This is a genomic window from Pleomorphochaeta sp. DL1XJH-081 (assembly GCF_049310885.1).
Classification (GTDB): domain Bacteria; phylum Spirochaetota; class Spirochaetia; order Sphaerochaetales; family Sphaerochaetaceae; genus CAYZJV01.
Window position 1 is genome coordinate 1 of the sequence record NZ_JBMDYO010000157.1, and the last position, 255, is coordinate 255.

Consider the following 255-nt stretch of genomic DNA (forward strand, 5'->3'; position numbering starts at 1 on the left):
TCCAGGCCCAGGCAGCCCGGCATCACCGGATCGCCGATAAAGTGGCAACCGAAGAACCACAGGTCAGGATTGATGTCGAGTTCTGCCTCAACATAACCTTTATCGTAGTTACCACCGGTTTCGGTCATTTTGATGACGCGGTCCATCATCAGCATGTTTGGTGCCGGTAACTGCGGGCCTTTCGCGCCGAACAGTTCACCACGACCAGAGGCAAGAAGATCTTCTTTTGTATAGGATTCGCGTTTATCTACCATG

Annotated in this window: 1 protein-coding gene; it reads right to left on the reverse strand. The window is 52.2% G+C overall.

What is annotated here, in order from left to right:
* Positions 1 to 254 (reverse strand): bifunctional 3-hydroxydecanoyl-ACP dehydratase/trans-2-decenoyl-ACP isomerase (gene fabA / locus ACODJP_RS14280; protein ID WP_422482634.1); only part of this gene is annotated, 254 nt, incomplete at its 3' end.
* Between the last annotated feature and the right edge of the window lies 1 nt (position 255).